This is a genomic window from Duganella sp. GW821-FHT07F09 (genome assembly GCF_059418705.1).
The window spans coordinates 36,484-62,962 of record NZ_JBWKQJ010000014.1; the positions used below are offsets into that span (position 1 = coordinate 36,484).

Consider the following 26,479-nt stretch of genomic DNA (forward strand, 5'->3'; position numbering starts at 1 on the left):
ATGATTAGTTGGTGGCCGCGGTGTCCACATACGGCTCGGACGCGAACAGCGCCTCGATATCGAGCTCGCTGAAGTCGCGCGCCACGGCGATGACGTTGTCGTATTCGGCGAAGGCCTCGGCGGGCAGGGTGGTGGTGAGCACCACCGCGCGCATGCCGGCGCGGCGGGCCGCCTCCACGCCCAGCGGCGCGTCTTCGAAGACGATGCTGTTGGCGGGCAGGGCGCCTGCGCGCTCGGCGGCCAGCAGGAACACGTCCGGATTGGGCTTGCCGCGCGCCACATCGGCCGCGCCGGCGACGGCGTCGAACTGCTTGCGCAGATCCAGGCCGTCGAGCGTGAAGGCGATGTTCTCGTTCGGCGCGGCGGTGGCCACGGCCAGTTTGATGCCGGCGCTTTTGGCGGCGGCGATGAACAGGTCGAAGCCTTTGGTCACGGCCAGGTGCGGCGCGTACAGCTCGCGGTACAGCGATTCCTTCTCAAAATCGAGCGCCGCGCTTTCTTCCTTGGTCAGGTGGTCGCCCAGGTAGGTGCGCATGATTTCATGGCCCTGGCGGCCGGCCGTGTCGCGGAAAAACGCGTCCGGGTCCAAGGTGTGGCCGCGACGCTCGAAAAAGGCCAGCCACGACTTGGTGTGGAAGGCCATGTTGTCGACGATGGTGCCGTCCATATCGAAGATGAACGCGCGCTGCGATGAAGAAGTCATTTATACGCCTTGTTTGAGCGAAGCGGAGATGAAGTCGTCCAGGTCGCCGTCCAGCACGCCCTTGGTGTTGCCGGTCTCGAAGTTGGTGCGCAAATCCTTGATGCGCGACTGATCGAGCACGTAGGAACGGATCTGGTGCCCCCAGCCGACGTCGGTCTTGGAGTCTTCCAGTTTCTGCTGCTCGCTCATGCGCTTGCGCAGCTCCATCTCGTACAGCTTCGCCTTCAGCATTTCCATCGCCTCGGCCTTGTTGCGGTGCTGCGAGCGGTCGTTCTGGCACTGCACCACGATACCGGACGGGCCGTGCGTCAGACGGACGGCGGAATCGGTCTTGTTAATGTGCTGGCCACCGGCGCCGGACGCGCGGTAGGTATCGATGCGCAGGTCGGCCGGATTGATCTCGATATCGATCGAGTCATCCACTTCCGGATAGACGAACAGCGACGTGAACGACGTGTGTCGGCCGTTGGCCGAGTCGAACGGCGATTTGCGCACCAGGCGGTGCACACCGGTCTCGGTGCGCAGGAAGCCATAGGCGTAGTCGCCTTCGACCTTGATGGTGGCGGTCTTGATGCCGGCCACCTCGCCGTCGGACTGCTCCATGATCTCGACCTTGAAGCCTTTGCGTTCGGAATAGCGCAGATACTGGCGCAGCAGCATCGAGGCCCAGTCCTGGGCTTCGGTGCCGCCGGCGCCGGCCTGGATGTCGATGAAGCAGTTGTTCGGGTCCATCGGATTGTTGAACATCCGGCGGAACTCCATGCCTTCGATGACCTTGCGTACTTCCTCGGCGTCGGCGATCAGCGCTTCGAGCGTGTCGTCGTCGCCTTCCTCCTTGGCCATGGCGAACAGGTCGCTCATGTCTTTGAGATCGGTGTCGGCCTTGGTCAGCGCGCTGACGATCGCCTCCAGCGATTTTTTCTCTTTACCGAGGTCCTGGGCCTTTTTCGGGTCGTTCCAGACCGTCGGGTCTTCCAGTTCTTCGTTTACTTGTTCGAGTTTCTCTGACTTTTTATCGAAGTCAAAGATACCTCCGTAGTTCGGCTTCGCGCGTGGTCAGATCGGCGAGCAGGGCGGAGAGGGCGTTGATGCGTTCGGCTTCCATGTTTTCTTCTTTTCTAGGCTGAAATCAAACCTTGGATTATACCGGATGAGGGGTGTTGCCGGGCGCTTGTCTGTCCGCGCCAGGGAAAAGCGCCACGTAACATGCTTGTGGGCACGGCTCTTGCATACCGGCAGTCGGGGTCTAGTTGTAAAATACTGACATTTCAGTCACAGGCGGTATAAAATATGCACCCATTCGGCGGCGTGTGTTGATGCAAAGAAATACGCTTCGCGCCCCGTTTTCCGGCCCAAAACATTGCCAGTCCAACCATTGACATCTATGCGCGCGTCCCTCGTCCTGCCCATTTTGCTGATCGGCTGCGCCAGCCTGCCGCGGCCCGGTGCGACGCCGGCGGGCACCGAGGCGACTTTGGCGCTGCTGGAGACGACGGACCTGCACGCGAACGTGCTCGGTTACGATTACTACAAGCTGAAGGCCGATCCGTCGATAGGGCTGGAGCGCACCGCAACGCTGATCAAGCAGGCGCGCGCCGAATTCCCCAACAACCTGCTGCTCGATAACGGCGACGCGTTGCAAGGCACGGCGCTGGCGGACTATCAGGCGCTGGTCTCCCCGGTCGGCTGCGACCAGCCGCCGGCGATCTACAAGGCCATGAATCTACTGGGCGTCGACGGCGCCGGCATCGGCAACCACGAATTCAATTACGGCCTGGCGTACCTGAACCAGGTCACCGGCAGCCATTTCGAGGTCGATGGTGTCGCCGCCGACGCGCCGCGCTGCGCCGGTCCCGCCTTCCCGATCGTGCTGGCGAATATCTACAGCGCCCGCACCAAACAGCCGTTGTTCGCGCCGTACAGCATCCTCAAGCGCCAGATCGCCGCCACAGGCCCGGACGGCAAACCGGTGACTGCCACCATCAAGGTCGGCATCATCGGCTTCGCGCCGCCCGGCATCCTGTCGTGGGACCAGCATTGGCTGGAAGGTAAAGTCTATGCCGAAGGCGTGCGCGAAACGGCGTTGAAGTACATTCCGCAAATGCGCGCGCAGGGCGTCGATCTGGTGGTGGCGATCTCGCACGGCGGCCTTGATGGCGCGCCGTACACGCCGGAGATGGAAAACGCCAATTACTATCTGGCGCAGGTGCCGGGTGTCGATGCGATGCTGATCGGGCACGCGCACCAGCAGTTCCCCAACGCGGCCAGCACCGTCGATTCGTTCAATCTGCCCGGCGTGGACAAGGCGGCGGGCACCGTGCAAGGCGTGCCGGCCGTGATGGCCAGCCTGTGGGGCAAGCACCTGGGCGTGATTGGCCTGCGGTTGAAATATGACGGCAAGGCCTGGATCGTCGATAAGACCCGCACCACGGTCGAAGCGCGCGGCACGCGCAACGCCGACCGCAGCTACGTCGCCGCCGATCCCGCGGTCGGCGCGCTGATCGCCGCCGAGCACGAGGCGACCATCCGCTACGTGCGGGCGCCGATCGGCACCAGCGACTTCCGCATGTCGTCCTATTTCGCCGATGTCGGCGACGTCAGCGCCATCGAGCTGGTGAACCAGGCGCAGACCGATTATGTGGTGAACTACGTCAAGGCCAGCATGCCGAAGTACGCGGGCTTGCCGGTGCTGTCGATGGCGTCGCCGTTCAAGGCCGGCGCTGCGGGCGTGGGCGACTACACCGACGTCAAGGCGGGCGGCGTGGCGCTTAACAACGCGGCCGACCTGTATCTGTATCCGAACGCGCTGCACGCGGTGAAGCTGGACGGCGCCGGGCTCAAGGCATGGCTGGAAAAAGCCGCCGAGCGCTTCAACCGCATCGATCCCGCCAGCGGCGCGCAGCAGGAGCTGGTCAATTCCTCGTTCTCGAGCTTTAACTTCGACATGCTGACCAGCGCCGACGTCAGCTACCGGATCGACGTGACCAAGCCGACGGGCCAGCGCATCGTCGCGCTGCACTATAAAGGTGCGCCGGTCGCCCCGTCGCAGGAATTCCTGATCGCGACCAACAACTACCGCGCCAGCGGCGGCGGCAATTTCCCTGGACTCGATGGCGGCAAGACGGTAATCTCGGCGCCGGACAGCAGCCGCGATGTGCTGATCTCTTATATCAAGCAGGTCAAGACCCTGACCCGCGCGCGCAACGGGTCGACGCGAAGCTGGCGTTTCGTCCCGGTGGCGACCAAGGGCGCGGTGGTGTTCCACGCGCCGCCGAATATGATCGAACTGGCGAGGGAGGCCGGCGTGACGTCGGTCTCGCAGATTAAACCGGATGATGGCGGCGGCAAGGGCTTTGCCCTGTACGCCATCGACTTGTCGAAATGAGCGGAGGACCCATGGTGCCTGTCATGCGAAAAATTTGTGCCGTCCTGACGTTGCTGGTGGTGGGGGCGGGCGTGGGTCCGGCTTGCGCCGCCCCGGTGGACGAGGCGCGCTTGTACCTGCGCGGCGGCCAGGGCGCCAGTGTCGATCTGCCGAAGGCGTTCTCGCTGTTCTCCGGCGCGGCCAAGGCCGGCGATCCGCAAGCCGCCTATTATCTCGGCATGATGTACCAGAACGGCATGTCCGTCCCGCGCGACGCCAAGGCCGCGGCGCACTGGCTGCAGTTCGCCGCCAACCGCCAGATGCCGGCGGCGATGTTCGCGCTGGCGAACCTTTATCTGAGCGGCGACGGCGTCAAGCGCGACGAACAGGCCGCGCGCCGCCTGATCGAAAAGGCCGCCGATCTTGAATACCCGGACGCGGTGATGGCGATGGCCATCGGCCTGCGCGACGGCTCCATGGGTTTCGAACGGAACGAAGCGCTGGCCGAGACGCAGATGCGGTTCGCCAACCGCGCCTTGAAGCAGAAGTCCACCGGCGGCATGTAGCATCCGACGGCGCGGGGTGTCGTCATCCTTCGCCGTCATCTTCTCCCCATCCTTCCTTACTGCTTGCTTACAGGCGGCGGGCCGCGCGCATCGCGGCGCGCGTGCTGCAATGCCGCACATGTATCTGTTGCTGGCCCCCGTTGTCTCCCCTACAATGACCCATCGATGGGGGCAACTTTCCAGCCCGTTTTCCAGCGTACGACTACTATAAAAACGTTGTAACAGGAGATGACAAATGGATTTCAAACTGAATTTGCTGGCCGCTGCATTGGTACTCGGTTTCTCTTCTTCCGCCATGGCGGCGGACCCCATCAAGATCGGCGTGGCCGGTCCGTTCACCGGCGGCTCGGCGCCGATGGGCGTCTCCATGCGCGACGGCGTCAAGCTGGCCGTGGCCGACATCAACGCCAAGGGCGGGGTGCTGGGCCGCCAGCTGCAGATCGTCGAGCGTGACGACGAAGCCAAACCGGAACGCGGCGTGCAGATCGCCCAGGAACTGATCAACAAGGAAAAGGTGGTCGCCACCGTCGGCTACATCAACACCGGCGTGGCGCTGGCGTCGCAGCGCTTCTACCAGGAAGCCAAGATCCCGGTGATGAACAACGTCGCCACCGGCTCGATCATCACCAAGCAGTTCGCCGACAAGCCGGAGAACTACATCTTCCGCAACGCCGCCAACGATCAGATCCAGTCGCAGATGATCATTCAGGAGGCGGTCGACAACCGCAAGTTCAAGAAGGTCGCCATCCTGGCCGACTCCACCAACTACGGCCAGTTGGGCCGCGAGGATCTGGAAAAGGCGCTCGATAAAAAGGGCATGAAGGCCGTCGCCACCGAAAAATACAATATCAAGGACGTCGACATGACCGCCCAGCTGCTCAAGGCCAAGCAGGCCGGGGCCGAGGTGGTGCTCACCTACGGCATCGGCCCGGAGCTGGCGCAGATCGCCAACGGCATGGAAAAGCTGAACTGGAAGGTGCCGATGATCGGTAGCTGGACGCTCTCGATGGGGAACTTCATCGACAACGCCGGCAAGAACGGCAACGGCACCCGCATGCCGCAAACCTTCATCCAGGAGCCCACCACGCCCAAGCGCAAAGCCTTCATCGACGCCTACGTGAAGGCCTACAATCCGCCGGGAGGGCGCATGCCGTCGCCGGTATCGGCCGCCCAGGGCTACGATTCGATCTACCTGCTGGCCGCCGCCATCAAACAGGCCAATTCCACCGAGGGCCCGAAGATCAAGGCCGCGCTGGAAAACCTCAACGAGAAGATCGACGGCGTCGTCACGTCGTACAACAAACCATTCAGCAAGGATAACCACGAGGCCATCACCGCTGACATCACCGTCTTCGGTGAAGTCAAGGACGGCAAAGTCGTTCCGGTCAAGTAAGGCAAGCAAGGCGCATCGTCACCGGCCAGTCTTGAGCGTTCAAGCCTGGCCTTTTTCTCGTGTTCCTCACCGTGGTGGACATCATGGAAATCCTGTTACAACTGATATTCAGCGGCATCGCGCTCGGCATGATCTACGCCGTCATCGCGTTCGGCTACCAGCTCACGTTCGCCACCTCCGGCACGCTCAACTTCGGCCAGGGCGAATCGCTGATGCTCGGCGCGCTGGTCGGCCTTAGCCTGGTCGGCACCATCCACGGCGGCCCTTACATGAGTTATCTGTTGATGATCCCCCTGGTGATCATCTTCGGCGCGCTGCAAGGCATGTTCGTCGAATGGATAGGTGTGCGGCCGGCGATCAAGATCAAGTCGGAGTTCGGCTGGATCATGTCGACCATCGCGCTGGCCATCATCTTCAAGAACGTCGCCGAGAACATCTGGGGCAAGGACGACCTCACGTTCCCGTCGCCGCTCAGCTCCACGCCGTTCCAGATTTTCGGCGCCAACGTGCAGCCGATGCAGGTGGCGGTGATCGTCGGCGCGCTCGCCATCATGGCGGCGGTAGAGATCTTCAACCGCAAATCGATCTACGGCAAAGCCGTCGTCGCCACCTCCAACGACCGCGACGCGGCGGGGCTGATGGGCATCAACACCAGCATGGTGATCACCTTCTCGTACGCGCTGTCGTCGGCCACCGCCGCCTTCGCGGGCGTGCTGGTGGCGCCGCTGACCCTGACCGGCGCCACCATGGGCGCCTCGCTCGGACTCAAGGCCTTCGCCGTCGCCATCATCGGCGGGCTGACCTCCGGTGTCGGCGCCATCGTCGGCGGCCTGCTGTTGGGTATCACGGAAACGACGGCCGGCTACTACATCTCGACCGGCTACAAGGACGTGCCGGGATTGCTGCTGCTGCTCCTGGTACTCGCGATCAAGCCGTCCGGCCTGTTCGGCAAAGCCGCCATTAAAAAGGTCTGACCCATGAACAAGACGATCGTCGCGGCAAGCGTGGTGGGTCTGGCGGTGCTGGCGCTGTATCCGGTGCTGATCCCCAACCCGTACTACATCCATCTGTTTGAAACCATTTTGATTTACGCGATCCTGCTGTTCGGCCTCGATATCGTGGTCGGCTACACCGGGCAGGTGTCGCTCGGCCACGCCGGCTTGTTCGGCATCGGCTCCTATGTGACCGGGGTGCTGGTGTTCAAACTGGGCGCGCCGTTCTGGATCGCGATTCCCGCCAGCGTGCTGGGGGCGGCGCTGTTCGGCGCCGTGCTGGCGCTGCCGGCCCTGCGCGTGACGGGACCCTATCTGGCGATGGTGACGCTGGCCTTCGGCACCATCATCCAGATCCTGATCAACGAGATGACCTTCCTGACCGAAGGGCCGATGGGACTGAAGCTGTCCAAACCGGAGGTCTTCGGCCACAAGCTGGATGAAGTCGAGTACTACTACATGTGCGCCGCGCTGATGGTGGTCTCGCTGATCGTGGTGCACCGGATATTGAAGTCCAACCTTGGCCGCGCCTTCGAAGCGCTGCGCGACAGCCCGATCGCCTCGGACTGCATGGGGGTCTCGGTCTACCGCTACAAGGTCTACGCCTTCATCATCAGCGCCGGATTCGCAGGGCTGGCGGGCAGCCTGTATGCGTACTCCGAGGAGTACATCTCGCCCAACACCTACAACTTCGAGCTGACCATCCTGTTCCTGCTGGCCGTGATCATGGGCGGCCGCAAGACCCGTTCCGGGGCGCTGATCGGCGCGCTGATCGTCGTCATGCTGCCCAGTCTTTTGGCGGACATCGAATTGTTCCGCAAGATCGCCGTCATCGCCGCCGTGCTGGGCGTGGCCGGTTCGGCCGTGATGCTGGCGAAAAAGCGCGCCACCCTGCGCGGCGTGCTGGTGCCGCTGGTGGCGACGATCGGCATGGCCGCCTTCTCGTTCAAGCTGGAGAACATCGTCGACTGGCGACTGACCATCTTCGGCTTGATGACGCTGTTCGTCGTCTACTATCTGCAGGACGGCATCGTCGGCTTCCTCAAAGGTTTGCTGGGCAGGGGAGCGGTGCACGCCAAGGCGGTGGAGGCCAGCGGCGCGGAAGCGTTCGCGCGCGCCAAGGGTGGCAACGCCGGCGAAACGCTGCTCGACGTGAACCAGATCCTAATGCAGTTCGGCGGCCTCAAGGCGCTCAACCAGGTCGACATGCACGTGATCCAGGGCTCCGTGCACGGTTTGATCGGACCCAATGGCTCCGGCAAGAGCACGATGATGAACGTGCTCACGGGGATCTACAAGCCGACCGCCGGCCAGGTCAAGTTCTCGGGCGCGGTGATCTCGGGCCGCACGCCGTCGCAGATCGCGCTGGGCGGCGTGGCGCGCACGTTCCAGAACGTGCAGCTGTTCGGAGAGATGACGGCCACCGAGAACGTGCTGGTGGGGCTGCACAACACCTTCAAGTCGAATGTGCTGGATGTGATGCTGCAAACGCCGCGCTATAAGCGCGAGGAGCGCGCCGCGCGCGACCGCGCCGCCAGCATATTGGAGTTCGTCGGCCTGACGCCGATGGCCAACGAGGAAGCACGCAACCTCCCGTACGGCAAACAGCGGCTGCTGGAGATCGGACGCGCGCTCGGCCTCAGTCCGCGCCTGCTGCTGCTGGACGAACCGGCGGCCGGCCTGACCGCGCCGGACATCAAGGAGCTGATGGCGATCATCCGCAAGATCCGGGACCACGGCATCACCATCATCCTGATCGAGCACCACATGGACGTGGTGATGGCGCTGTCCGACACCGTCACGGTGCTGGACTTCGGCCAGAAGATCGCCGAGGGCGCGCCGGCGGCGGTGCAAAGCGATCCGAAGGTGATCGAAGCCTACCTGGGCGGCAGCAGCGAAGAACACGGCGGCACGGCGGCGCCGGCGGCACACTAACGAGGACAGACATGCTATCGATCTCCAATCTGCACGCCGCCTATGGCAAAGTCGAAGTCCTGCACGGCATTTCGCTGGACGTCCCCAAGGGCAAGCTGGTGACCCTGATCGGTTCCAACGGCGCCGGCAAGACCACCACCATGCGCGCCATCTCCGGCATGATCAAGCCGAAGGGCGGCAAGGTCACGCTGGATGGCAAGGACATCACCGGTTTCGACTCGCACCGGATCGCCCGTGCCGGCCTGGCGCATTCGCCGGAGGGGCGGCGGGTGTTCGCCTCGATGACGGTCACGGACAATCTGCTGCTCGGCGCCTTCCCGCGTTTCACGCGCGCGCGCCCCAAGGGCGACATCAAGCACGATCTGGAAAAGGCGCTGGAGCTGTTCCCGCGTCTGAAGGAGCGGCAGGGGCAGCTGGCCGGTACCCTGTCCGGCGGCGAGCAGCAAATGCTGGCGATGGCGCGCGCCATCATGCTCAACCCGGACGTGGTGCTGCTCGACGAGCCGTCGATGGGACTGGCGCCGATTCTGGTCGAGGAGGTCTTCCGCATCATCCTGCGGCTGAAGTCCGAGGGGGTGACGATGCTGCTGGTCGAACAATTCGCCGCCGCCGCGCTGAACGTGGCCGACTACGGCTACGTGCTGGAGAACGGCAGCATCTCCGTGCACGGCCCGGCCGAGAGCCTGAAAACCGATCCGAAAGTGATCGCCGCCTACCTCGGCGGCGGCCACTAACCCCCGGGGTCAGTGCCGACATTCGGACACGGGCTGATCCGTCTGCGCGCGTTCACCGCTCTGCTGACTGTCTTCGACGAAACGCCGAAGTGGGCCCCTATCTGTTCCATCGTGTAGGCGGTGGAGTGGTAGGCGTGTGCCATGGCCTCATTCCGGTCCGGATACCGCACCTGATATTCCTCCAGGGACAGGCTCACGGCACGACGCTGCGTTTTGGCGACGGCGAGAAATTTCTCCTGCCGTGCGATGTCTTGGGTCTCGCCCACGAACGTTTCGTCGCCGAGCAGCAATTGATGCCGGGTGTTTTTAAGCGGACTCTCTCGGCCTATTCCCGCCATAACGAAGCGGTGGTAGGCGCCCCGCGCCGAAACGCGATCCCTCCCGAACTGCCGAAGTATGGAAACAGTATCCAGCCACGCGGGGGCGGGGACTGTTCCCATCACGCAAACGTGGCTGCTCCACCGCCAGGCATCCGGGGACGAAACGAAGCCTGCGCGCACCGGATTCAAAACCACGTATCTGGTGAGTTCCAACAAGTACGCCTCGCGCTGCACCAAAATCGCCTTGTAACGGCCTTGAAACAGGTGCCCCACGACATCGTGACGACGGTTGAAATATTGGGAGTACCAGCCGTTCAGTTGTCGCATGCCCTGTGACAGGTTGCCCTCGGTTGTCTCCAGGACCAGGTGATAGTGGTTTGTCATCTGACAATATCCCAGCACCAGCAAGTTGTAGCGTGTACATACGAGATCGAGGATGGACAGCCACCGCGCACGGTCGAGATCGTCCCGAAAGATCACCGTCTTTCGATCGCCTCTGGACGTCACATGGTAGAGGGCGCCTGCAAATTCGAGTCGGAGAGGTCGGGTCATCTTCCGATGGTAGCTTTTTCGCCGAATGTCCAACTGAGCAGTCTCAATTTGGTTCAATTTTGTCCGAATGTCGGCACTGACCCCCGGGGTTTTTAGTTACTTTTTTGGTTGGTTAGAATATCAATTAATGTTATGTGAGAATTGGTGAGAATTAAAATTAAAACACGGAATTATATTTGTACTAACTAAAATATATCGCAATCATGCAACATTTTTGATTGCCTGGTGGAAAATGCATCTATATAATTCGCAATAAATAATTCCATAAGGCAACAAATGAAGTCGTTTTTCCAGTTGTCGTGCAGCATATTTGTGCTGTGCAGCATGGCACCATCCCGCGCGCAGTCGCCGACCGAGCTGAGCGCGCAGCAATTGCAGCGCCAGCAGCAGCGCGAGCGTGCGCAGTCCGAACAGGCCGAGGAAAAGCGGCCGGACGTGCGTCTGCCGCGCGCGCCCGCGTTGGCCGGGGCCATCTATCCCGCCGATGAAAAGCCCTGCTTTCCCATCCGGGAGATCACGCTGGCAGGCGAGGGCGCGGCCCGGTTCGCATGGACGCTCAAGGCGGCCGACGATGCCGTCGGCCGCTGCCTGGGCAGCGCCGGCATTAACACCGTCATCGGCAAGGTGCAGAACGCGCTCGTCGCGGCCGGCTATGTGACCACCCGGGTGCTGGCCGCGCCGCAGGATTTGCTGGGCGGCCAGTTGCAATTGCTGGTGGTGCCCGGCCGCATCCGCGCCATCCGTTTCGCCGCGCCGGCCGATAAGGCGGGACCGTCGTGGCGCAACGCCGTGCCCGCTTCGCCGGGCGACATCCTCAACCTGCGCGACATCGAACAGGCGCTGGAGAACTTCAAGCGGGTGCCGACCGCCGAGGCGGACATCGATATCGTTCCCGGCGACCTGCCCGGCGACAGCGATCTGCTGATCAAGTGGCGCCAGGCCTTCCCCGTGCGCCTGAGCCTGTCGGCGGACGACAGCGGCGGCAAGTCCACCGGCAAGTACCAGGGCGGCGCCACCGTGTCGCTGGACAACGTACTCGGCTGGCATGAGCTGATGTATTTCAGCGCCAACCGCGACCTGCCGGCCGGCGGCGCCGAATCGGAGCATGGCACCCGCAACTACGCGCTGCATTATTCGATGCCGGCCGGTTACTGGCTGCTGTCGCTCAATGCCAGCCACTACCGTTACTACCAGTCCATCGCCGGCGCCAATCAGAACTACATCTACAGCGGCACCAGCGGCAATGTCGACCTGAAGGCCGCCCGCGTGCTGTACCGCGACGCCGCCCGCAAGACCACGGGCGCGCTGCGCCTGTATCAGCGCCGCAGCAACAACTTCATCGACGATACCGAGGTGCAGGTGCAGCGGCGCCAGATGGGCGGCTACGAGCTGAGCCTGTCGCACAAGGAGTTCGTCGGCGAGGCCACGCTGGACGGCGCGCTGACCTATAAGCGCGGCACGCATATGTTCGGCACGCTGGCGGCGCCGGAGGAGGAGTTCGGCGACGGTACCGCGCGCCCGGCCATCGTCAGCGCCGACGCCAGCTTCACGTCGCCGTTCACTCTGGGCGCGGCCAAGCTGCAATACCAGGCCAACTGGCGCGGCCAGTGGGCACGCGACCGCCTGATTCCCCAGGACCGCTTCGCCATCGGCGGACGCTACACCGTGCGCGGCTTCGACGGCGAGAGCAGCCTGTCGGCCGACCGCGGCTGGCTGCTGCGCAACGAATTGAGCTGGTCGGTCAACGGCTGGAACCAGCTATACCTCGGCCTCGATCACGGCGAGGTCGGCGGCGAGCGCGCCGCTTTGCTGGCCGGCACCAGCCTGACCGGCGGCGGCCTGGGCTGGCGCAGCCAGCTTGGCGGCGCCCAGATCGATATCTTCATCGGGCGGCCGATCCGCAAGCCCGACCGTTTTCGCACCGCCTCAAACACCGGCGGCTTCAGTTTGAACTACCAGTATTAATCGCACGCGCCGGCCCGAACCCCGCCGGCAGAAAGAATCGTCATGAACAAGCTGTGCTATCGCATCGTCTTCAATAAACGCCGTGGTCTTTTGATGGCCGTCCAGGAAAACGCCAGCAGCCAGGGCAAGGGGCGTGGCCAGACTGGCGCGGCGTCGACCGGCGGCGCCCGGCCCGGCCCGATGACGGCGCGCGTGCGCGGCATGACCCTGGCGCTGCTGGGAGTGATGGGTGGTTCGGCGGCGATGATGAACATGGCGGCGGCGCAGATCGTCGCCGACCCGAACGCGCCCGGCCGCCAGCAAGCCACGGTGTTGAACACGGCCAACGGCGTGTTGCAGGTCAACGTGCAGACGCCGAGCGCGGCCGGCGTGTCGCGCAACGTCTACAACCGCTTCGACGTGCCCAAGAGCGGCGCGGTGTTGAACAATTCCCGCGCGGCGGTGCAAAGCCAGCTGGGCGGCTGGATCGACGGCAATCCGTGGATGGCGAAGGGCACGGCGCGCGTGATCCTGAACGAGGTCAATTCGAACAATCCCAGCCAGCTGCGCGGCTACATGGAAGTGGCGGGGAATCGTGCCGAACTGGTGATCGCCAATCCGGCAGGCATCGTGATCGATGGCGCCGGTTTCATCAACGTCAGCCGGGCGACCTTGACCACCGGCACGCCGCTGATGAACGCGGCCGATGGCGGCCTGAACGGCTATTCCGTGCAGCGCGGACTGATCAGCCTTGAGGGCTCCGGGCTCGACGCGCGGCTGACCGACTACACCGCGCTGATCGCGCGCTCGGTGCGGTTGAACGCGGGCGTGTGGGCGCAGCAATTGGAAGTGACGACCGGTGCCAACGAGGTGAGCCTGGCCACCGACGCCGCCGGCGCGGTCACCGCCATCCTGGCTTCCGGCGCGGGCAGCGGCGAGGCGCCGCGCTACGGCGTCGACACCGCGCTGCTGGGCGGCATGTATGCCAACAAAATCACCTTGATCGGCACCGAGGCCGGTGTCGGCGTGCGCAACGCCGGCAGCATCGGCGCGGCCGCCGGCGAGCTGGTCGTGACCAGCGCCGGGCGGCTGGAAAACGCCGGCAGCCTGAGCGCCAGCAAGGCTATGCAGCTGAGCGTGCGCGGCGGTATCGTCAATAGCGGCAAGGTGTATGGCGAGGCCGATGTCGCCTTGGCCGGCGCGGACGCGATCGACAACGGTGGGACCGTCTTCGCGGCGGGCGCGTTGGCGCTCGACACGTCGGCGGCCCTGTCCAACAGCGGTATCTTGAGCGGCCAGACCGGGCTGCGGCTGGCGGCCAACACGCTGACGAATCGCGGCACGCTTAGCAGCGATGCCCGGGCGACATTGTCGTTACAAGGCGATATCGATAATAGTGGCGGGTTTATCCAGGCGCAAAGCGTGGCGCTGAGCAGCGCCGCCGGGGGGCTGATCAACCAGTCCGGCAAGATCGTGCAGAGCGGCGTGGCGCGGTTGGACATCGCCGCCGCGTCTCTGGACAACAGCGGCGGCGGACAGGTGGGGGCGGCGCCGGTTGCGGCCGGCAGCGGGGGCGTGACCCCTCCCACCGTTGACGGCGGCGGGGCGGGCGGTAGCACCGGCGGGGGCGGCGTTCCGGCCACCAATAGCGGTTCCGGTGGCGACGCCGGAGCCGTCGCGCCCGCGCCAATACCTGCGCCCGTGCCGACACCTGCGCCCGTGCCGACACCTGTGCCGGACGGCTACCTCCAAATAGCTGGCGCCGTCGCCAACGGCGCGGGTAGGATCATGTCCGGCGGCGACATCGGTGTCGCCGTCGCGTCGCTGAACAACGCCAGCGGACAGTTGAACCTGTCGTCATTGGACGTCGACGGCGGCGCCTTCAGCAACAGCGCCGGACAATTGAGCGTGCTGCGCGATTTTCGCTTGCGCACCGGGAAGTTTGACAACCACGACGGCAAGATCATCGTCGGTGGCAGCTTCACCGGCTTGTCGCAAGCTTTCGACAATGGCGGCGGCCTGCTGTCGGCCGGGGCCAATCTCGCGTTGAACAGCGCCGCCATCAACAACGTCAATGGCAAGATCGTCGCCGCCGGCCGTGTCGCGCTCAATGCCAACGGCGCCGTCGATAATCTGAACGGTTACATTCAAGCGTCGACCGGCCTGGCGCTGGCGGCCAGCGGCAAACTGGACAACCGCGCCGGTGTGCTGGAGACGCTGGACACCGCCGCCAGCATGACGGTCGCGGCGGCCGACATTGACAACAGCAAGGGCCGCGTCGCCAACGCCGGCAGCGGCGCCAGCCGCGTTTCGAGCGGCGGGGAGCTGCTCAACAGCGGCCTCATCGGCGCCAACGGCGCGTTGCGGCTCGACGCGCAAACCATGCGCAATGACGGCACTGTGCAGGCGGCCGCCAGCATGGAACTGGCCGTGGCGCGGCAACTGGACAACAGCGGCGACATCAGCAGCGGCGGCAAGCTCACCTTCAATGAGGACGCGGCCACCCTCAACAACGCTGGCCGGATCGCCGCCGGCGGCGACATCACGGTCGCGATATCGCATGCCAACAACGTTGCCGGCCAGATCGGCACGGCCGCCGGGTCCGGCGCCAGCGTGTCGGTGAGCGCGCGCGATATCGACAATCGCGGCGGCAAACTGATCGCCGACCGCAATCTCGGCGTCACCGCCAGCGAAGGCGGCCTGGACAACTCATCCGGCCTGATGCTGGCGGAGCGCGACGCCGCCATCGTGGTGGCGGGCACCTTGCGCAATCAGGGCGGCGCGATCGAGACCGCCGGCCCTGCCAGCGAGCTGAGCCTGCAAACGGATACGATCCTCAATGGCGCAGGCCGCATCGTCAACGTCGGCGTTGGCCGGACCGACATCCGCGCCCTCCACGACATCGTCAGCAGCGGCGTCATTTCGGGCGGCGGCCCGGTGAACATGATGGCCTCGCTCATCAACAACAGCGGCACGATGACCAGCGGCGCCGATTTCGACATCGGCGTGACCGGTTCGCTGACGAACGATGGCCTGATCGATAGCGAACAGGTACTAACGTTGCGCGGCACGACGGCCAATGTGCGCAACTACGGCCAAATCAGCTCTACCGGCGACATGTTCGTGTATGCGGACGCGCTCACCAACCGCGGCTTGATCGCCGCCACCGGCAGCCGTGGCCCTAATATGTCGTTGTGGGGCGGAACGTTGGATAACCGCGTCGGGAAAATCATCGCCCGTGGCGGCGCCAACCTGAATTTCGCCGGCGCGGTGAACAACCAGTCCGGTACCATACAGGCGGGATCGGCCATGCTGCTGAAGTCCGGCGGCGGGCTGGACAACACTAACGGCGTGATCGAAACGATTGGCGCGCTCGGCAAACTGGACGTCGCCGCGCTGTCGATCGACAATACCGGCGGCCGCATCGTCAACGTCGGCACCGGCGACGCCAACGTCGCGGCCGCCACGAGCGTCCTCAACAGTGGCTTAATCGCCGGCAACGGCGCGCTGACCCTGACCGCGCAAACCCTGGACAACACGGCCACCGGCGCTGTGACGTCGGGCCTGGACATGACGTTGGGCGTGAGCGACCGCCTGCAAAACGACGGCGCCATCCAGAGCAACGGCACGCTGGCCTTCAGCCGCGTGACGGCAGAATTGGTGAACACCGGACTCGTCAGCGCCAACGGCGACTTGCTGATCAAGGCCGGGCGGCTGAACAACGACGACGGCGACATCGCCACGGCGGCCAGGTCGGACGCCAACCTCACCATCGAGAGCGACAGCCTGAGCAACCAGCGCGGCCGCATCCTGTCGGACGGCGGCGGCGACATCGCCGTCAGCGGCGCGGCCGACAACCAGCACGGCGTGGTGCAGACCCGGCGCGACCTGACATTGGGCGCCGGCGGCCTGCTCGACAACCGCAACGGCGTCATCGAGACCCTGGCGGCCACCAGCGCGATGCACGTGAACGGCGGCGCCATCGACAACACCGACGGCCGCATCGTCAGCGCCGGCAACGGCGACTCCAGCGTGACCTCGGCATCGTATATCCAGAACAACAACCTGATCGCCGCCAACGGCAACCTGGGCGTGTCCGCGCTGACCTTGGCCAATAGCGCCGGCGGCGCCGTCTCCTCCGGCGCCGCGCTGCAACTGGCCGTGCGCGACAAGCTCGACAACAACGGCGTCATCAGCAGCGTCGGCGCCATGACCTCGACCCTGGCGACGGCCACACTGACCAACGCTGCGCGCATCGTCGCCGGGGGTGAAATGCAGCTCGCCGCCGGCGTGCTGAACAACGATGGCGGCCAGATCGCCACGCTGAAGCAGTCACAGGCGGACGTCGGCATCACGGCCGACGCCGTCTCCAATCGTGGCGGCCTGATCCAGGCCGACCGCAACGCCATCTTCACGCTCACCGGGGCGATGAATAACGCCCAGGGCGTGATCCAGGCGGTGCAGGACCTGCGCGTCAGCGCGGGCGGCGCCATCAATAACACCGCCGGCGTGCTGGAAGCGATCAGCGCCGGCAGCGTCATGCAGGTGCAGGCCGGCGCGATCGACAACACCGGCGGCCGCATCGTCAACGTCGGCACCGGCGACACCCATGTCGGCGCCGATGCCTTGCTGCTGAATGGCGGCCTGGTGGCCGGCAGCGGCAAGCTGGACGTCACCGCCGACACTTTGCGCAACACGGCCGGCGCGACCGTCTTCTCCGGCGGCGACATGACCCTGGGCGTGACGCGCGAGCTGCAAAATCTTGGCGCGATCAACAGCACCGGCACGCTGGACTTCACCGAGGTGACGGCGGCGGTGCAGAATCGCGGCACCATCGTCTCCGGCGGCAAGGCGACCTTGAGCGCGGGCGCGTTCGACAACAATGGCGGCCAACTGGCGACGGTGAAAGGTTCCGGCAGCGATATCGCGCTGACCAGCGGCAGCCTGAGCAACCGCGACGGCGCCATCCTCGCCGACCACACCGCGCAGCTCGTCGTGGCGGGCACGGCCGACAACACGCGCGGCACCATCCAGGCCAGGCAGGACATGGGGCTTGACGTGGGCGGCGCGCTCAACAATACGAGCGGCGTCATCGAAGCGATCGGCAGCGACAGCACCTTCAGCCTGGGCGCCGGCGTGATCGACAACACCGGCGGGCGCATCGTCAACGTCGGCACCAATGACACGTCCGTCACGGCGCAGAACGGCATCGTCAACAGCGGCCTGATCGCCGGCAACGGCGATGTGAACCTGGTCGCCAATACCTTGCAGAACCAGGCCGGCGGCAATATCGTGTCCGGCGTCAACCTGGACCTGGCGGTCGCGCAGCAGCTCGACAACCGTGGCACCATCAGCAGCGGCGGCACGCTCGACTTCAGCCGCGCGACCGTCGTCGTTAACAACCGGGGGCAGATCGTCTCGGCGGGCCAGGCGCACATCGCGGCCGGCGTGCTGAACAACGACGGCGGCCAGATCGCGACCCTGAACAACAGCGGCGCCGATATCCTGATCGACAGCCAGAGCATGAGTAACCAGGGCGGCAGCGTGCTGGCCAATGGCAGCGCCTTGCTCGACGTCACCGGCGCCGTCAACAACACGGGCGGCACCATCCAGGCCCAGCGCACGCTCGACCTGTCGGCCGGCGGCCTGCTGAGCAACTCCGGCGGCGTGATCGAAACGGCCAGCGCGGCCAGCGTGTTCACGATCAGCGCCGGGGCCATCAACAACGGCAGCGGCCGCCTGGTCAACGTCGGTGGCGGGCTGACCTCGATCAGCGCCGTCGGCGCCATCACCAGCAACGGCATGATCGCCGGCAATGGCGATCTGATCCTGTCGGCGCGGACGGCGCAGAACGGCGCCGGCGGCACGGTCGCCGCCGGCGGCGACCTGACCCTGGCGGTGACGCAGCAGATGCAGAACATGGGGACGGTCAGCAGCGCCGGCACCCTGGAGTTCATGCAATGGGGCGCAAGCCTCATCAACAGCGGGCAAATGATCTCCGGCGGCCGCGCCACCTTCAACGCGGCCAGCTTCAACAACGACGGCGGGCAGATCGCCACGGCCGGCGCTTCCGGCGCCGACATCGAGGTCGATGCCGACGCCATCAGCAATCGTGGCGGCAAGATCCTGGCCAGCGGCGACGCCGATTTGACCAGCGGCGGCAGGTTCGATAACAGCGCAGGCAAGGTACAGGCGGGCGGCGACGTCGACATCGGCGCGACGGGGACGCTGGACAATACCGGCGGCGCCATCGAGGCCGGCGGCGCGGCCAGCAAGCTGGACATCAAGGCAGGCGCGATCGACAGCACGGCGGGGCGTATCGTCAACGTCGGTACCGGGGACACCAATCTGGTCAGCGACAGCAGCATCGTCAACAGCGGCGTGCTGGCGGGTAACGGCGACCTCAATCTGAGCGCCAAAACCTTGACCAACAACACCGGCGGCGCCATCGGCGCCGGCAACGATCTGTTGCTGAAGGTCACCGAGCAACTGGACAACCACGCCGACATCACCAGCACCGGCACACTGGTGTTCGACCAAGCCGCCGCCAATCTGAACAACAACGGCAAGATCGTCGCCGGCGGCAAGGCCACGTTCGTAGCCAATGCCATCGTCAACGACGGCGGCCAGATCGCCACCGCCAAGGACAGCGGCGCCGAGCTGACCGTCACCGGCAAGAGCCTGAGCAATGTCGGCGGCCAGATCTTGTCGGACGGCAAGGCGGTACTGGCCATCGACGGCGCGCTGACGAACACGCAGGGCACGCTGCACGCGGGCGGCGACCTGGAGATCAAGGCGACCGGCGCCCTGGGCAACGACGCCGGCGTCATCGAAGCGGTCGGCGTGGCATCGGTCTTGACCTTGTCGGCGCAATCCATCGACAACGGCAGCGGCAAGATCATCAACATCGGCAGCGGCGACGCCACCATCACCAGCCTTGGCGCGATCGGCAACAACGGCACCATCGCCGGCAACGGCAACCTGTTGATCAAATCGACGACCTTGACCAGCGGCGTCAACGGCAATATCGCCACCAGCAAGAACCTCGACCTGCAGGTGACGCAGCAACTGGACAACCAGGGCAAGATCAACAGCGCGGGCACGCTCACCTTCAACCAGGCGGCCGCCACCTTGAACAACAGCGGCTCCATTGTCTCGGCCGGCAACGCGTTGATCGTCGCCAACGTCGTCAAGAACGACGGCGGCAATCTGGGAACGGCGACAGGCTCGGAAGGCGACCTGAATCTGACCACGAACCAACTCAGCAACGAAGGCGGCCACATCACCACCGGCCGCGACCTGATCGTCGTCACGCACACGATGACGGGCAACGGCGAGCTGCAGGGCGGGCGCGACCTGGCGCTGACGATGGATGGCGACTACACGCAAGGCAACGGCACGCAGCAGTTCCACTCGAACCGCGACCTGAGCCTGACGGTGACGGGCAACATCACCAACAACGCCGCCTTTGAAGCGGTGCGCAACCTCACGCTGAGCGGCAACGCGGTGACCAACAATGCCGGCGCCGTCATTCAGGCGCAGGGCGTGGCGATCAAGGCGGCGGGCGACCTGAACAACGACGGCGAGATCAACGGCGAGACCGCGCTCGACATCGTCAGCGGCGGCACGGTCACCAACAACAACGCCATCGTCGGCGGCGATGTGACGATGACCGCGCAAAATCTCAACAACACGACGGCGACGTCGCTGGTGGGCGCGACCAATTCGATGATCCTGGGCGTGTCCGGCACGGTGAACAACACCGGCGGCGCGACCATCTACAGTTCCGGCAGCCTGGCCATCGTGGGCGCGTTGACGGGCGGGCAGACGGCCGTGGTCAACAATATCTCGTCGACCATCGAAGCGGCTGGCGATCTGGTGCTGAACGCGGGCACGCTGAACAACATCCGTGAAAACGTGTCGCTGGTCAAGGTGAAGACGGTCGATGAAACCAAGCAGATGGCGATACCAGATTGGTATCAGCATGGCGATAACCACAACAGCTATGAGACCAACGCCGCTAACTATTATCCGCATGAAATTTACTACGTCAATCCGGACGATATTCTTGAGAATGAGATGTTGGTCGCCCCGGACGGGACCCGCTATGGCAAGGCGTTGATACGCACCCATGCCAACGACTCGGCGTTTTTCTGGGCTTCCACCGGATTGCACAACGCTTATGGTGAACGTGCGCGTATCAGTGTCAGCGAAGGCACACGCGTGTTGTACTACAAATGGAGCGAGACCAATCAAGCTAATCCCGATCAGGGCGGTCCGACCGGAACACCCAGTGGCCTCTATTTGCAGTACGTGACCCAGTGGAACAATGCGGGGCCGACTTACTCCAGCGATTATGGCAATTGCTCCACCACTTGCGTGCGCTTTGTCACCGAACCCGGCTACTCAGACCCGACGAGCATCGTTCGGCGTGACGAGATAAAGACGTTGGACGCCGGCATGAATGTAGAGAAAACGCGTCAGGCGCACCACGTGGCAATCGAGGATCAAATCTCGCCCACTTCCGGCGCCGTAGCGCAAATTCTGTCGGGCGGCAGCATGCATATGACGGTTGGCCAGTCGCTGATGAATCAGTACGGCAACATCATTGCGAATAACACGCTGGTGATCGACGGCGGCGCCGCCATCACGAACGAAGGGGCCACGCTTTATCGTGCGCATACGTTTGACGGCACCTGGACCACTGACAAGGGCACGGTCACTGCCTATACGAAGCCGACGCTGAACGAGGTGATCGGCACCGCCGCCGGCACCATCTCCGGCGGCAAAGGCGTCAGCATCACCGGGCGCAGCTTTACCAACGTCGACGTCACCGCCGGCACGGCCGGCAACATCCTCGACAGCGTCAACGTCGTCGCCACCGGTAACAACATCGCCACGGCCGCCAGCCACGCCTCCGGCAGCGGCGGCAGCGGCGGCAGCGCCTACGGACAGGTCGGCGGCAGCGGCGTCGGCAACCACGCCTCGGGCGGCGGCCTGAACGGCGCGAGCGGCCTGGTCAACAACGCCCTCACCAACGGCCAGGCAGGCGCCAGCGGCACGGGCAACAACGCCCAAACCATGCTGGACACCAACGGCAGCGGTCTGGTCAACAATGCGGGCGACGCCAGCAGCGCCAACGGCAGCGGCGTCACCGGCGGCGCACGCGGCGCGGATCGCGTCAACGGCAGCGGTGCCAACGGCGGCGCACTGGGCGACCTCACCACCGGACGCGGCGCCGGGCAGACGCAGGGCGCCTCGCAAGTCGGCGGCAACGCCAACGCGGTCAAGGTCTCGCCCAATGGCTTGTCCACGATCAATCCCGACGCCAATGGCAGCTATGTGTTCGAAACCCGCTCGCAATTCGCCAACCATGGCAACTGGGTCAGCAGCGATTACCTGCTCAACCAGCTGGCGATGGACCCGTCGACCACCCAGAAACGCCTGGGCGACGGCTTCTACGAGCAGAAAATGGTGCGCGACCAGTTGATCGAGCTGACCGGCCGCGCCCCTGCCACAGGCGAGAGCGATGACAGCCGCTACAAGGCGTTGCTGACCAGCGGCGTCAGCTTTGCCCAGCAATTCAACCTGCGTCCCGGCATCGCGCTGACGGCCGATCAAATCAGCCGCCTGACCAGCGACATCGTCTGGATGGAAAGCGAAACCGTCATGCTGCCCGATGGCACTGTCGAAAAAGTACTTGTGCCCAAGGTCTATTTGGCGCACGCCGGCAACGACGCCGTCAAGCCTGGCGGCGCGCTCGTCACCGGCGCGGGCGTCTTCATCGATACCGCTGATAGCATCGTCAACCGGGGCGGTCTGATTGACGGCGGCAACGGCCGTACTGTGCTGATCGCGGGGCAGGACATCGTCAACCAGGGCGGCGCGATCAAGGGCGGCGACGTCGGCCTGAAGGCCGAGCGCGACGTCATCAACCAATCGCTCAGCGTCAAGCAGGAGTATGCCAGCGTCAACACAAGCGGCAGCTACACGTCGCTGTCGAACCAGGCCAGCATCACGGCCACGGGCGCGCTCGGCATCTCGGCCGGACGCGACGTCACCGACACCGGCGGCGCCATCGTCGGCGCCAGCGCCGTCATCGACGCCGGACGCGACATCGCCTTTAACGCCATCCAGACTGGCAGCGCCTATTCCGCCAAGATTGGCAGCCACACGCAGAATGACAGCAGTATCACTCACGTGGTCGGCCAGCTTGGTACCACCGGCGACCTGTCGCTCAAGGCCGGGCAGGACATCAAGCTGAGCGGCACGCAAGTGAACCTGGGCGCCACCGGCAACGGTACGATGGTTGCCGGGCGCGATATTTCCATCGCGGCGGTCGTCGACGAGGTCAAGACCCACCGGGAAAACGATCCGTCTGGCAAACTCTACGAAAAAGTCATCCATGAGAACCAGACGGTCGTGGGCGCCACGGTGGCCGGCGGCGGCAACCTGACGATCAAGGCGGGCGACGCCGCCGCGGGCGGATTGGCTATCGCCGGCAGCAACATCGCCGGCGGCGGCAACGTGTCGCTGGCGGCGAGCGGCGACGTCAGCATCACCCAGGTGCAGGAGAACCACCTCTCGGATCTGGCTTATCACAGCGAATCGAAGAGCACCTTCAAGAAAAGCAGCGACACGACGGCCGATTACAGCAGCGTGAGCAACGTTATCGGCAGTAACGTCAGCGGTGGCTCGGTCTCGGTCAAATCGGGCAATGACATCGTCATCGGCGGCAGCCAGCTGACGGCGGAGAACGCCTTGACCTTGAACGCCGGGCGCGACCTGCTGGTGTCGAGCGCCGCGCAGACGGGCAGCGAGAACCACAGCGCTGAACACAAGAAGAGCGGCTTCTCGCTCGACATCACCGAAGGCGTCGGTTACACCAAGAGCCAGGACAACAAGACCGGCAGCAGCAACACGGTCACGCAGGTGGGCAGCGTGCTCAGCGGCGGCAGCGTGAATGCCACCAGCGGGCGCGACACGATCATCACCGGCAGCACGGTGGTGGCCGACAAGGACATCGTCATCGACGCCAAGCGTGACCTGAGCATCGTCAGCGCCGAGAACAGCGTCGACAGCGAATCGGCCACCAGCAGCAAGAAATCCGGCTCGATCGGCACGCGCTTCCAGGCGGCGATCGGCACCGTCAAGACGACCAACGACGGCACGGCCGAGAGCGTGACGCAGGTGGGCAGCCAGATCGCCAGCCTGGGCGGCAATGTGACGTTGAAGGCGGGCGGGCAGTACACGCAGACGTCGAGTGAGGTGACCACGCCGGAAGGGGACATCAAGATCGTCGCCAAGGACGTGCTGATCAACGCGGCCAACAACATCAACAACAGCACCGATCACACGACCTACAACAAGACGGCGATCGGCGGCACGATCACCTCGCCGGTGGTGGAAGCGCTCAAGAGCGTGGGTAGCATGGTCAAGGCCGCCGAGGGCACTGGGAGCAGCCGCATGCAGGCGCTGGCGGCGCTCAACGCGGCAGCCAGCTTGAAGGACGCTGCCACGTCGCTGATGACGGCGACGAACGCCGGCCTGCGCGTCAGCATCAGCCTGGGCAACTCCAAGAGCGAGAATAATGTCGTCTCGACCAGCAGCACCGTCGCGGGTTCCACCATCGCCGCAGGCGGCAACGTCAGCATCACCGCCACCGGCGGCGGCAAGGACAGCAACCTGACGGCGATCGGCAGCGACATCACGGCCGGCGGGAACGTTTTCCTGTCGGCGGACAACGACGTCAGCCTGTTGGCGGCGGAAAACACGGTCAGCCAGCACAGCACGAACAAGTCTAGCGGGGCCAGCATCGGCATCGGGTTTGGGATCGGCGGTACCTCCAATGGCTTTACCATCGACCTGGCGGTCAGCCAGGCGCGTGGCAAGGCGGACGGGGATGACATCGGCTACACCAACACGCACGTCAACGCTGGCAACAACGTGACCGTGATCAGCGGTGGCGATACGACGTTGAAGGGCGGCGTTATCTCCGCTGACAGCGTCGTCGCCGACGTCGGAGGCGATCTGAACATCGAAAGCCTGCAGGACAGTAGTCACTTCGACAGCAAGCAAAGCAGTTCCGGTCTCAACGCGAGCTTGTGCATACCGCCGTTCTGCTACGGCGCCAGTACGGTCGGCGGCAGCATCAGCAAATCGAAGGTGAACGGTGAGTTCCTGTCGGTGCTCGAGCAAAGCGGCATCAAGGCTGGCGATGGCGGCTTCCAGGTGACCGTTGGCGGTAACACGGACTTGAAGGGGGGCTTGCTGAGCAGCAGCCAGGCGGCCGTTGACGAAGGTAACAACATACTGATGACTGGCAGCCTGACCGCAAGCGACCTGCAGAACAAGGATGAGTTCAGCGCTAGTGGCTTCTCGATGTCCGGCTCGGTGAGTGGAACCTTTGGCAACCAGACGCTGCCGCCGGGTAAAACACTTACGGAAGAGCAGCAAAAGGCGGCGAACGCGGGAGGCACGCCAACCGCCAGTGCCGGTATCGGTTCGGCCAGCGGTAGCCAGAGCAGTACTACATTGAGTGGTATTAGCGGCGGCTTGGTAGTCATTACAGATCAAGCCAAACAACTCGCGACTGGCAAAGACGCTGCTGCTGTCGCGGAGAGTGTTAACCGGGCAGTAACGACTGAGACCGCTGATGCAGGTGCGCTAACGAAACTTTGGGATGGCAATAATCTTCAGAAGGACATAGATTCACAGATAGCCATTACGCAGGAATTCAGCAAACAGGCGCCAAAGGCGATCGCTGAATTCGCCGATAAGCAGATTGCCGCACTTGTCAAGCAAGGCGCTACTCCAGAAGAAATTGAAAAGTGGAAGGATGGAGGAATTTATCGAGTTGCACTGCATACCGTTAGTGGCGCGCTGTCAGGGGGAATTGGTGGCGCTGCAGGTTCTGCAACAGTTGCTGAGTCAGCGAAATTACTGAATGAACTACAGAATAGTGCCATAGAGAAACTTTCCGGACAGGGCATGGGGTACGAAACAGCAAAAGTAATGGTTCAAGGACTTGGGGAACTGATGTCCGTGGGCGCCGGTGCTTTAGTCGGGGGTGTAGCGGGCGCGGCGAGCGCTCTTGGCACCGATACGAACAACCGGCAGATGCATTGGAAAGACTACCTGAAGGCTTCGGAAGATTGCCGTAGCAATCCGGCTGCCGGAGGTTGTGGAACTATCTTAAAAATGGGTGGCGTCGGTTCTCAAGTTCTGGGATTTATGGCGACGCCTACTGCGAACGTAGCGGTTAATACGGACGCTAATGGTGCGGTAGTTAGCTTTACGTTGCTAGATAAAATCTCCCACCAACCGCTGGCGATTATGGAGCCTTTAGATTTCGAAGCTTTCAGGAACGCTCCAGCCGGCTTTCAGGCACTAATTTTGAAAGTTTCGCCTCAGTATTCGTTAGATATGGCATCTGCAATGCTAGAAGCAGCGGCTGGAAACACAGATAAAGCCACTGCCGCTGGCATGGCAGTCATTACTTCTCCTGAATATTGGAGAGATGTCATCCTAGGTGTTGGCGGCGAGATTGTGGTAGGTGGTTCTTTAGGTAAGACTGTAGGGACCAATGGCACCGCAAATGCAGCGACATCGGTGGCCTTAAAGGAGCAGTTAGCATTAGAAAACCTCGCAAATATTGCGGCACAAGACATCCGTCTAGCCGAAGCCATAAAAGGAAGCGGCACTAAAAATCCCAATTTTTCCATTGGAAGTGGCACTGTGGCGGAGGCTGATCAGTTAGGGAAGACTTGGGTCGGGGATGGTGCTAAACTTACTAGTGATGGCAGCGGTTGGATAAGCGCTGATGGGACAAGGGTATACCGAACGCCTGTAGTAAAGTCTTCGGAATTTGCGACCACCGGAGTTCAAGCAAACTTTGAGATTTATCGTATAAATCCTGTAACGGGGGTTAAGGAGAAAGTTTCAAACGGGCATTTAAATGTAAAAAAGGAATAGTG

General features: G+C 63.7%; 11 protein-coding genes. 8 read left to right on the forward strand and 3 right to left on the reverse strand.

Annotated features, from left to right (window positions below; genetic code table 11):
- Positions 1–4: 4 nt before the first annotated feature.
- Together AC07P1_RS29135 and prfB are read right to left on the reverse strand one after the other, a co-directional pair.
- Positions 5–703, reverse strand: coding sequence for an HAD family hydrolase (locus AC07P1_RS29135; RefSeq protein WP_494699122.1), 699 nt, complete (start codon positions 701–703; stop codon positions 5–7).
- Positions 704–1,808, reverse strand: a protein-coding gene (gene prfB / locus AC07P1_RS29140) for a peptide chain release factor 2 (protein ID WP_143067986.1) whose coding sequence is annotated in 2 segments (ribosomal slippage) — positions 704–1,726 and positions 1,728–1,808 — 1,104 coding nt in all. Because the reading frame shifts where the segments join, the coding sequence is not laid out codon by codon here.
- A gap of 279 nt (positions 1,809–2,087) precedes the next feature.
- Here prfB and AC07P1_RS29145 point away from each other — a divergent pair.
- The 6 genes from AC07P1_RS29145 (at position 2,088) to AC07P1_RS29170 (ending at position 9,687) form a co-directional block, all read left to right on the forward strand.
- The gene (locus AC07P1_RS29145) at positions 2,088–4,088 is read left to right on the forward strand and encodes a bifunctional 2',3'-cyclic-nucleotide 2'-phosphodiesterase/3'-nucleotidase (protein ID WP_494699123.1); all 2,001 of its coding nucleotides are present in this window, start codon (positions 2,088–2,090) and stop codon (positions 4,086–4,088) included.
- Between the two features lie 23 nt (positions 4,089–4,111).
- Positions 4,112–4,633 carry a tetratricopeptide repeat protein gene (locus tag AC07P1_RS29150; RefSeq protein ID WP_494699124.1) on the forward strand — a complete coding sequence of 174 codons (522 nt, stop codon included), beginning with the start codon at positions 4,112–4,114 and terminating at the stop codon, positions 4,631–4,633.
- Positions 4,634–4,868: 235 nt separating this feature from the next.
- A complete protein-coding gene (locus AC07P1_RS29155; protein WP_363502706.1) occupies positions 4,869–6,026 on the forward strand; it encodes an ABC transporter substrate-binding protein in 1,158 nt (385 codons plus the stop codon).
- Positions 6,027–6,109: 83 nt separating this feature from the next.
- Positions 6,110–7,000: a branched-chain amino acid ABC transporter permease gene (locus AC07P1_RS29160; RefSeq protein ID WP_494699125.1), complete on the forward strand. Its 891-nt coding sequence runs from the start codon at positions 6,110–6,112 to the stop codon at positions 6,998–7,000.
- 3 nt (positions 7,001–7,003) lie between these two features.
- A complete protein-coding gene (locus tag AC07P1_RS29165; RefSeq protein ID WP_494699126.1) occupies positions 7,004–8,953 on the forward strand; it encodes a branched-chain amino acid ABC transporter ATP-binding protein/permease in 1,950 nt (649 codons plus the stop codon).
- Between the two features lie 11 nt (positions 8,954–8,964).
- Entirely contained in the window at positions 8,965–9,687 is a 723-nt protein-coding gene (locus AC07P1_RS29170) for an ABC transporter ATP-binding protein (RefSeq protein ID WP_471705688.1), read from the forward strand.
- Here the strand turns inward: AC07P1_RS29170 and AC07P1_RS29175 are convergent.
- Entirely contained in the window at positions 9,684–10,559 is an 876-nt protein-coding gene (locus AC07P1_RS29175; RefSeq protein ID WP_494699127.1) for a transposase, read from the reverse strand. The two genes, AC07P1_RS29170 and AC07P1_RS29175, sit on opposite strands and share 4 nt — an antisense overlap.
- Before the next feature lie 324 nt (positions 10,560–10,883).
- Between AC07P1_RS29175 and AC07P1_RS29180 the strand changes: the two genes are divergently transcribed.
- Positions 10,884–12,524, forward strand: a complete 1,641-nt coding sequence (locus tag AC07P1_RS29180; protein WP_494699128.1) for a ShlB/FhaC/HecB family hemolysin secretion/activation protein — start codon at positions 10,884–10,886, stop codon at positions 12,522–12,524.
- 42 nt (positions 12,525–12,566) lie between these two features.
- A complete protein-coding gene (locus tag AC07P1_RS29185) occupies positions 12,567–26,477 on the forward strand; it encodes a hemagglutinin repeat-containing protein (protein ID WP_494699129.1) in 13,911 nt (4,636 codons plus the stop codon).
- Positions 26,478–26,479 lie beyond the last annotated feature (2 nt).